Annotated in this window: 7 protein-coding genes and 3 pseudogenes; 6 read left to right on the plus strand and 4 right to left on the minus strand. The window is 65.4% G+C overall.

Features of this window, described 5'->3' with window-relative positions:
- A pseudogene (locus FV223_RS15435) lies at positions 1 to 147 on the plus strand (IS5/IS1182 family transposase); the annotation flags it as partial.
- 15 nt (positions 148 to 162) lie between these two features.
- Here FV223_RS15435 and FV223_RS30475 read toward each other — a convergent pair.
- The 4 genes and pseudogenes from FV223_RS30475 to FV223_RS31840 all read right to left on the minus strand — a co-directional run bounded on the left by FV223_RS30475 (position 163) and on the right by FV223_RS31840 (position 2603).
- Positions 163 to 324 carry a hypothetical protein gene (locus tag FV223_RS30475; RefSeq protein WP_187276153.1) on the minus strand — a complete coding sequence of 54 codons (162 nt, stop codon included), beginning with the start codon at positions 322 to 324 and terminating at the stop codon, positions 163 to 165.
- A gap of 255 nt (positions 325 to 579) precedes the next feature.
- Complete coding sequence (locus FV223_RS31830; RefSeq protein WP_246689695.1) at positions 580 to 1167, minus strand: phytanoyl-CoA dioxygenase family protein; 588 nt, start codon at positions 1165 to 1167, stop codon at positions 580 to 582.
- A 6-nt stretch (positions 1168 to 1173) separates the two neighbouring features.
- Entirely contained in the window at positions 1174 to 1665 is a 492-nt protein-coding gene (locus tag FV223_RS31835; protein ID WP_246689696.1) for a hypothetical protein, read from the minus strand.
- Positions 1666 to 1825: 160 nt separating this feature from the next.
- Positions 1826 to 2603, minus strand: a pseudogene (locus FV223_RS31840) (helix-turn-helix domain-containing protein).
- Between the two features lie 343 nt (positions 2604 to 2946).
- Here FV223_RS31840 and FV223_RS15450 point away from each other — a divergent pair.
- The 5 genes and pseudogenes from FV223_RS15450 (at position 2947) to cysC (ending at position 7523) form a co-directional block, all read left to right on the plus strand.
- Positions 2947 to 3267 (plus strand): HU family DNA-binding protein, encoded by a 321-nt coding sequence (locus tag FV223_RS15450; protein WP_147727868.1) that lies wholly within the window; start codon positions 2947 to 2949, stop codon positions 3265 to 3267.
- A gap of 96 nt (positions 3268 to 3363) precedes the next feature.
- Positions 3364 to 3693 (plus strand): heme utilization protein, encoded by a 330-nt coding sequence (locus tag FV223_RS15455; protein ID WP_147727869.1) that lies wholly within the window; start codon positions 3364 to 3366, stop codon positions 3691 to 3693.
- Positions 3694 to 4238: 545 nt separating this feature from the next.
- Positions 4239 to 5737, plus strand: a pseudogene (gene istA / locus FV223_RS15460) (IS21-like element ISMex8 family transposase).
- Positions 5734 to 6603: an IS21-like element ISMex8 family helper ATPase IstB gene (istB, locus tag FV223_RS15465; protein WP_147727870.1), complete on the plus strand. Its 870-nt coding sequence runs from the start codon at positions 5734 to 5736 to the stop codon at positions 6601 to 6603. Before istA ends, istB begins: the two are co-directional and overlap by 4 nt.
- A gap of 296 nt (positions 6604 to 6899) precedes the next feature.
- Complete coding sequence (cysC, locus tag FV223_RS15470; RefSeq protein ID WP_147727871.1) at positions 6900 to 7523, plus strand: adenylyl-sulfate kinase; 624 nt, start codon at positions 6900 to 6902, stop codon at positions 7521 to 7523.
- Positions 7524 to 7649 lie beyond the last annotated feature (126 nt).

A 7649-nucleotide genomic window follows, 5' to 3' on the forward strand; every position in this document is an offset into this window, starting at 1 on the left:
CGATGGGTGGTCGAACGCTTCTTCGGCTGGATCAGCCGCAACCGCCGCCTTTGGAAAGACCCGGAGGCGACCCTCGCCTCGGCCCAAGCCTTCCTCTACGCCGCCGCCGTCATGATCCTCGTCCGAAAGCTCGGCCGAGCGTCATGACTTATCGGACGGACTCTAAGCAGCTCGGTTAGTCCGAAGCGCCTCGATCTCTTCATGCATCTCACCGGCATCGATGGCAGTCTCGATCAGAAGTTCCTGCGCCTCGGTGAGGGCTGCACGCAGTTCCGCGTTCTCGGTAGCGAGCGCCAGGACCAGAGCCGTCGTCTCGTCGCTCATCCTTCAGCAATCTGTCTGGCGCATTCTGGTCCACGCTGCATACGCAGCCGGCTGATCCCCCCGATCCGCTGCGGTGGCCCTGCTTTGTTCCCTCATGCAGGGCCACCTTCTCAAAATTCGCAATTCGAGCAGGCCATAAGCCGGCGTCGGCGGTTCCTGTTCCCCGCGCCGCCGACCTTCACACGACCACCCGACCCAAGGCGTCACGGGCACGGTGCAGGGAACTGGCCTGCACTCGGCACGGCTTTTAGCTTGTCAGGATCGGACGATCTGGCTGCGCCGCTTGATGTCGGGGCTAGATGCGCCGCAAGTCGGTAGGCTCTCCACCGCGCCATGCACCGCGGACGTGGTTGCCGAGAGGTCGTGGTAGCAGACGCAGCCTTCGGCGAAGTAATGGTGCACGAGCGCCTTGCGCGACCGGGTGATGTCGTTGCGCGGTGAGCCCCCGTGCAGAAGGTTCGCATGCCAGAACAGCACGTCGCCCTTACGCGCGATGAAGCGCTGGGGCGGGATGCCGTGCTCGGCGATGGACTGTTTGATCGCCGGCTCGTAGCGCTCGGCATAGGCTGCGTAGCCCCTGTCGCGAAAATCGTCAGTTGAGATGCCGACATCGTGGCTGAACACGTAAGGCAGTCGATGGCTGCCGGGATAGTAGACCAGCGGACCGGCATCCTCGTGGATGTCCTCCATCGCGACCCAGCAGGCGGCGAGGTAGCCGAGCGGGTAGGTCGTCATGTGGATCGAGTTCGAGTGCTCGGATTGCTGGCTCCCCTTGTGGGAGGCGATGGTCTGGAACGGGATCGCTCGGCGCCCCAGCACCATGCTGCTGAAATTGAACAGCACCGGGTGTTATAGCAGCGTGTCGAGCTGCTCGACTTTGAGGTGTGGGTTAAGGTAGCGACCGGGATGGGGGTCGTCGTCGGTTGCCTTCTCCGGTGCGAGCGTGATCTCGCCTTGCGCGATGACGGCCTCATAGGCGCCCCAAGCGGCGTCGATCGTGTCGGGATCGACCGCGCCGCGGGCGACGTAGTACCCGTTCTCGGCCCAAAACCGGCACATCTCGGCCTGCTCCGGGGTCAGCTCGCCCCAGCCGAGGCGCCGCTCGATTAACTCCATGGCATCGGGCAGATCGAGCCAGGGCAACGGGCCGGATTCGGGGAAGTTTTCCGAACGGAATACCTTGATGCAACCGATGTCTACCGGGATGTCGGCATCGAGGACAATTTGCGCACCAGGCCGGGATACGGGAAACGTCGTGACGGCTTCAGTCCGGCCGAGCGTCAGGTTCCGCGCTGAAGCTGCCCAGTCTCGCACCTTGCCTGCTACGCTTCCCCTCGTCATCGTTTCGCTCCGCCCTGTTTGTCCAGCTTACTCACCGGACACTTCGTCATCCGATTCAGCCCACATTGAGGCTGGCTAATCAGTGGACCTCAGTCCTTCTCTCGTCGCTCATCTCGACCTTATTGTCACCGCGTCCGCTCTGCCGAACACCCGCCTGCGGCTACTGCATGACTCGGCCGGCTCTACCCGCCTCAAGGATTCCAGGAAGCGCTTTGCCGGCCGGGTCGCCCGCTGCTTGTCGGCAGCCTTTTTGACGGTTCCGAGACCCTGAATTCACAGGGAAGGAACTATGAGTAGGCGTGCGCTTCGCGGATTTGCACCCTCCCCCTTTCGCCGAGGTCGCGGGCAGAGGGGGCTTCCCAAAAATGGGGAGGCCCCCCTTCCGGGCTAGCCGCAGCCAGGCCGTCCACTCGGCTGAGACGATGCGGACCACGTTGGTGTCGTTGCGGAAGCCCGTCACCCGCCGTTCCTCGACCGACACCATCCCGAGCTTACGGGCCTCTCGGATGGCGTTGCGCACCGTCGTCTCGGCCACGCCGACGATCGCGGCGAGGTGCCCGACTGCGAGGCGGCAATCGCCCCGGCGGGCGGTCTCGGCGGCGACGAGAGAGAGCACCGCCTGCTCCGCCAGGGTGAACCGTGCCGCGAGGCCCGGGGGAAGCCGCCCAGATGCGGCCCAGCGGCGTCGGCGCTCCATCGAGGCATCCGTTGCGGGGGCGGGAGCCGGCGCGGCTCCTGGGCCTTCCTGTGGGATGCTCGTGCAAGTCCGTGGGATGCTCGGGTAACTGCCGCGCCTCGATCAGCCCGGCTAGCGTCTCTGTCTCGGCCTCCGACAGGTACCCCTCCCCGAACGCCTTCCACATCGCAGACGCGACGGCCGGCAACGCGGCGCGCGGAGCCGCCTCCGCCTGTCGGCGGATCTCATAGGCGTAGTCCATCGAACCCGGTCCCTCACGGGCCGCGGCTAGGGTCCAGGCAAAGCCTCCCCGTTGACGGAAACACGTTCCGTCTTGACTCCCACCGGGAGCATGTGGCTTGTGAGGGGAAGTGACTCGGCCCTCACACGGCCTCTGGGTTTTCAGCAGCCTCTTCCTTGCCGGGAAGGGGCTGTTGGCTTTTCAGGGTCTATCTCGCGGCTTCGATCTCCTGATGCCGGCACACGACTCACCATAGGGCGCGCACAGGCCGGACTTGGCATGTCGGCCGGGGCGCCCGGTTAAGTCAACGGTAAGAGCCCATTCGAGGCTTGCCAGGCACCGCCGGCAACCTCATTCCGGCGCCATGATTCGGTCTGACCTCGTCCTACGCCTCGTCGCTCAGAATCCGCATCTCTACGGGCGGGAATGCCAAGCGGTGGTCGATGCCATCCTCGACCGCATTGCAGACGCTCTGGTGGCAAGCGACCGTGTAGAGATCCGCGGGTTCGGATCGTTTTCGGCCCAGCAGCGGCAAGGGCGAAATGGGCGCATTCCGAAGACCGGAGCAAAGGTCGCGATCCCAGCCAAGAACGTGCTTGTCTTCAAGGTCGGCAAGGAGATGCGGGATCGTCTAAATGTGTCGTCCAACGATCAACGAGGCAGCCCTATCGAGCTGATGCCGTAAGCCGCCAAAGAAAGGCGGTTCGGAAACCGTTCAGGCGCCCCAACCGTATCCATAGCGTCCCGGCGGCTTCGACCGCTCAAGCGCGAAAGCGGCTTCATGCCTCGCACCCTCGTTTCCATCCTTACCGCTGGCGTGGTCGCAGCCCTTCTCGTGCCCGCCGAGGCAGCCAGGAGGAAGGTCCAGGTACCCGACAAGTTCGATGGCTCGTGGAGCATCACAGCGGTCACCAAGGATGGCCCATGCCCGGCGAGCACAAGCTATCAGGTGCAGATCAAGGACAGCGCCGCCTCATTCCCAGACGACGAGATCGATGTCGATGGCAGCGTCTCGCAGTCCGGAGCCGTGCAGGCCACGATCATCAAGGGCTCGAACAGGGTGCCGATCGCCGGGACCCTCGACCCCAAGGGCAGCGGCAGCGGGACGTGACACACCACCGGCGGCATCGTCAGTTGCAGCGGGAGCTGGAGCGCCAAGCGCGCTAGGTAGCCGCTTGCCATTGAGTTGAAACAAGTGTGAGGACCGTAAGCGAGGCAGGCCCGTCCCCCGATCTGATCACGGGGTGACGAGTGCGTCGTTCATCTCACCAGCGGAACCGGTCCTGAGCCCGGCTTGAGGGCACCCTGCCCCGGCTCGGTTACTAACGGGTCAACGAACTTGACCAACCGCCTCCCATCCGGGAGGCGGCACACCCGTCGAGGCATCCTCGGTGAAGGCGAGCGGGCGGAACGGTGACTTCGCATCGCTCGTGACGACGACAACAGGCGGGGCCCGCGTCGAATGATGCTTCGCCTCGCGCGACGGCGATCAGGAATACACGAGGGTCATGGGCTCGACGTCCGGTGTTTTCCTGACGCCAGCTCTGCTTGTGTAGGGCCGTGACAAAACCATCCACTGGAGCGTCGGCGACGTGCTGATGCGGGCGGGGTAAAAGCCGGCCAGTGGAGAGGCTTCTCTTTCGGGAGGGGCCCAGGATGTTTGCCGTGGAAGTCTACGCGGCCGTTCGGCAGTTCGTTTTCATCGACGGCCACTCTCGTCGCGAGGCAGCCCGGGTATTCGGGCTCAATCGCGAGACGATTGCCAAGATGTGCCGGTTCTCACTGCCACCGGGCTACACGCGCTCGAAGCCGATCGCGAAGCCGAGCTGGGGCCGCTGCTGCCGGTGATCGATGCGATCCTGGAGGCGGACCGGATCGCACCCGTCAAGCAGCGTCACACGGCCAAGCGGATCTTCGAGCGTCTGCGCGACGAGCACGGCTACGGCGGCGGCTACACGGTGGTGAAGGACCACGTCCGGATCGCACGCGTGAGCGGGAGGGAGACCTTCGTGCCGTTGGCGCACCCGCCGGGCCACGCGCAGGTCGACTTCGGCGAAGCGATCGCCACCATCGGCGGCGTGAACAGGGCGATCCACTTCTTCTGCATGGACCTGCCGCATTCCGACGCCTGCTTCGTGAAGGCGTATCCGCGGGAGACCACCGAGGCGTTCCTCGACGGGCACGTCGCCGCCTTCGATTTCTTCGCCGGCGTGCCGCTGTCGATTCTCTACGACAACACTAGGATCGCGGTGGCCAAGATCTGCGGCGGAGGCCAGCGCGAACGTACCCGTGCCTTCACCGAGCTGGTGAGCCACTACCTGTTCCGAGATCGCTTCGGACGTCCCGGCAGGGGCAACGACAAGGGCAAGGTCGAGGGGCTGGTCAAGTACGCCCGATCCAACTTCATGACCCCGGCCCCGGAGGCTGCCTCCTTCGAGGCGCTGAACGCGGATCTGGAGCGCCGCTGCCGGACCCGGCAGGATGAGCGGGCCGGACAGCATGCTGAGAGCATCGGCACGCGCTTGGTCGCCGATCGTGCCGTCCTGCGTGCCCTGCCGGCGGTCCCGCTGGAACCGTGCGAGAAGCGGGGTGGGCGGGTCTCCTCGACCGCGCTGGTTCGCTACCGCTGCAACGACTACTCGGTGCCGACCGCCTACGGCTTCCGGGACGTGCTGGTGAAGGGCTTCGTCGAGGAGGTCGTTATCCTATGCGGCAGCATCGAGATCGCGCGGCATGAGCGCAGCTACGGCACGGGCGTGTTCGTGTCCGACCCGCTGCATTACCTCGCGCTGATCGAGATCAAACCGAACGCTCTCGACCAAGCGGCCGCGCTCCAGGGCTGGGATCTGCCCGAGGCGTTCCAGCACCTACGCCACCTCCTGGAGGCGCGCATGGGTAACCGCGGCAAGCGGGAGTTCATCCAGGTGCTGCGCCTGATGGAGGCGATGCCCAAGGACGTCGTGGCCTCGGCCGTCACCGACGCGATCCGCCTCAGTGCGATCGGCTTCGACGCGGTCAAGCTGATCGCGCTGGCCCGGCTGGAACGACGACCGCCCCGGCTCGTCCTGGCGGCCTACCCGCATCTGCCGAGGATGACGGTGAGGACGACCGCGGCCGCCGACTACACGGTATTGGTGCCGGAGGTGGCAGCATGAGCGCGGCACGTGACGAGACGATGCCGGGCGGCACCACCGGCGGCACGCCGGGGATCCTGCTCGCCCACCACCCCAAGCAGCTGAAGCTGCCCACGGTGCTGCGCGAGTACGACAAGGTCGCCCGGGAGTGCGCCCAGGGCGGCATCGACCACCCGCGCTACCTGCTGCGGCTCGTCGAGCTGGAACTGATCGATCGCGAACGGCGCATGGTCGAACGCCGGATCCGGTCGGCACGCTTCCCGGCGGTGAAGCGCCTCGACACCTTCGACTTCACCGCGATCCCGAGCCTGAACAAGATGCTCGTGCTGGAACTGGCGCGCTGCGGCTACATCCTTGGCCGAGAGAACGTCATCGCACTCGGCAACTCCGGCACCGGCAAGACCCACATCGCCTTGGCTCTCGGCCTGGCAGCTTGCCAGAAGGGCTTCTCGGTCGCGTTCACCACCGCGGCCTCTCTGGTCAACCAGCTCCTGGAGGCACGCAACGAGCGCCGCCTGCTCCGGCTACAGCGCGAACTGGCTTCGGTGAAGCTCCTGATCGTCGACGAACTCGGCTACGTGCCGCTGTCGGCCACAGGAGCCGAGTTGCTGTTCGAGGTCTTCTCCCAGCGTTACGAGCGTGGCTCGACCGTGGTGACCTCGAACCTGCCGTTCGAGGATTGGACCTTGGTCCTGGGCTCGGAGCGGCTCACCGGCGCGCTGCTCGATCGGCTGACTCACCACGTCAGCATCCTCAGCCTGAACGCCGACAGCTACCGCCTCGAGGCCTCCCGCAGCCGACGCGGCTGCGGCGATGGCAGGGTGGAGCAAAACCAGGCCACCATCGATCCCCACGATCCCGAGACGGGCGAGATCCTGCCAGCTTGAGCCTCAGGATCGGCGATAAACGATGAAGGGGCCCGATCGGGCCCCTTCATCGTTCAAGCTGCCGGCCGCCACTGGCCTGGTTTTACTCCGCCACAGCGGCCTGGAATTGGTCCGCCCTTTACACCAATCCCGACCGCATCGAGAACTTTTGGTGCGGGATGGTGCGGACGGTGATCTTGATAGCGTGACCGGTTGCGTCGTGAATGTTTGGCAATCTGTGGTGTAGTTACGCAACGCTCAAGATCACGTATCGGTGATAGCTTCACTCGCAGGTGTGCAGCCAGGACAGCATCGTGATGTCAGATACGACCTCCCATCATGCCCTAAATATCGTTTGGCAGACCCTTCAGCCCCGCGAGACGCGCTGGCGCAGCCTGAGCCAGCGCCCGGCGATCGCCTGGTTCACCGGGCTGTCGGGGGCGGGCAAGTCGAGCATCGCCAACGCCGTCGACCGCTCGCTCACCGAGGCGGGGCGGCACGCCATGGTGCTCGACGGCGACAACCTGCGCCACGGCCTCAACCGCGACCTCGGGTTCACCGCGGCCGACCGCGCCGAGAACATCCGGCGGGCGGCCGAGACCGCGCGCCTGATGGCCGAGGCGGGGCTGGTGGTGATCGTGTCGCTGATCTCGCCGTTCCGCGCCGAGCGCGCGACGGCGCGGCAGATCGCGGGCGACATCCCGTTCCTGGAGGTCTTCATCGACACCTCACTGGCGGTGTGCGAGGCGCGCGACCCGAAGGGCCTGTACGACAGGGCGCGGGCCGGCGAGATTCCAAACTTTACGGGGATTTCTGCCCCCTACGAAGCGCCAGACGCACCAGACCTCGTGATTGGCACCGAAGGGGTCAGTATCGAGGCTTCAGCAAGCTTGTTGGTGCCGGCCTTGCTGCGGACAACCCAGATGTTCGCGCCCATCTGACGGGCGTGTCGCAAACTCGGATCTGAGGCGCGGAATGACCTCTGCCGTCCTGCTTTCATGCTTTGTTCGCTTAGGGAAGCCCGAAGCAGAGGGAGAGTAGGCGGTTCTGTTCGCGCACCGTCCATG

The sequence above is a fragment of the Methylobacterium sp. WL116 genome (assembly GCF_008039455.1).
Classification (GTDB): Bacteria; Pseudomonadota; Alphaproteobacteria; order Rhizobiales; family Beijerinckiaceae; genus Methylobacterium.